2 protein-coding genes are annotated in these 1,533 nt (G+C 76.3%); both read right to left on the bottom strand.

Going from position 1 to position 1,533, the window contains the following annotated elements; genetic code table 11:
- Nucleotides 1–594, bottom strand: a 594-nt coding sequence (locus L2I40_RS23040; RefSeq protein WP_237217692.1) for an NAD(P)-binding protein, incomplete at its 3' end; no start/stop codon positions are given.
- A partial coding sequence (locus L2I40_RS23045) for a squalene/phytoene synthase family protein (protein ID WP_237217693.1) occupies nt 591–1,533 on the bottom strand: 943 nt, incomplete at its 5' end. The genes L2I40_RS23040 and L2I40_RS23045, both read right to left, overlap by 4 nt.

Genomic DNA, 1,533 nt, shown 5'->3' on the forward strand with positions numbered 1-1,533 from the left:
CGCCAGCGCGGGCGCGACGAGGTCGGGGCCGAGGCCGCGTGCGGCGATGTAGAGCCGCGCCGCGCCGGGCGCGGCCAGGCGGCGCAGCACGGAGCCGAGAAGCCGGGCGGAGGCTTCCTCGGCCGGGGTGTTGAGGGCGGCGACGGTCAGCGGCTCGACCAGCGCGCGCAGCAGGGCGGGATGCGCGGCGAGCGCATCGGCGACGGTACGCTCGCCGCCCGGCAGCGCGAGGCGTGCCAGCGCGAGGAGGCCGCCGAGCGTGAGGCCGGCTGGCCGCCGCGAGCCCCGTGTCCAGCCGATCGGCGAGAGCGAGACGAGGCGCGCGCTATGATCGGCGAGATCGAGCACCGGCAGGCCCTCGGGCTCCGGCTCAACCCAGCCGTCGCGTGCGCCGATGGCCGAGAGGAAGCGCAGCGCGACGCGGTTGGCGCCGAGCAGCGCATGGGTGCCGTTGTCGGTGCCGTCGGGCAGCGCGCGGGCGCGGCCGCCGGGGGCGGGCGCTGCCTCATGCACCGTGACGCGGTGGCCGAGCTTCGCGAGCATGAGCGCACCGGCCAGGCCCGCGACGCCGCCGCCGATGACGTGGATCGTCACGCGGGCCTCATGGCGAAGAGAGCCATCTGCAGCTTCTCGCCGCGTGTCAGGCGCGCGCGCGTGCGGGGCGCGGCGAAGCCCTGCGCGAGCATGCGGTCGAGCAGGCGGCGATAGGCCCACATCATCACGCGGGCCGGTTTCAGCGCGCGCAAGTCATGCTGCGGCAGCGATGCCTCGGCCGCGGCGAAGCCGGCCTCGGCACGGCGGGCGAGCTCGGCGCAGCAGGCGGCAAAGCCCGGATGGGCGACGATGGCGGCCGCGTCGTCGGTCGCGACGCCATGCGCGTCGAGCAGGCTGCGCGGGACATAGACGCGGTCGCGCGCCGCATCCTCCTCGGCGTCGCGGACGATGTTCACCAGCTGGAAGGTGTGGCCGAGCGCCAGGCCCCAGGCCTCGGCGCGCGGCGCGCCGAAGATGCGCACGGCCATGGCGCCGACGCTGCCGGCGACGCGGCGGCAATAGAGATCGAGCGCGGCGTCGTCGGCCAGGCGCACGCGACCCTCCGCATCCGTCTCCATGCCCGCGACCATCGCGCCGCATTCGGCGTCGGGCAAGGAAAAGGCGCGGCGTGCCCAGGCGAGTTCCGACGAGAGCGCACAGTCCGGAGTGTCGAGCTTGCGGCGCCACTCGGCGAGGAAGCGGCGCTTCTCGGCCAGCGGCATGGCGGCGTCGGCGATGTCGTCCACCGCGCGGCAGAAGCCGTAGACGGCGAAGAGGGCGCGGCGGCGCTCGCCCTTCAGCACCGCCATGCCGCGCGCGAAGGAGGACTTCGCCCGCGCGACGCGGGCGCGCACCACCGCGGCGTCGGAGGGCGGCGGCAGCGCGAGCGTGGCGAAGGCGGCGGCGAAATCCGCGCGCGTCAGCGCGACGCGGCCCTCGACCGGATCGGCGGCGCGGAGCTTCGCGAGCAGGCGCCAGGCCAGCGACAGCGTGACGGCG

The sequence above is a fragment of the Falsiroseomonas oryziterrae genome (genome assembly GCF_021864505.1).
Classification (GTDB): Bacteria; Pseudomonadota; Alphaproteobacteria; order Acetobacterales; family Acetobacteraceae; genus Falsiroseomonas; species Falsiroseomonas oryziterrae.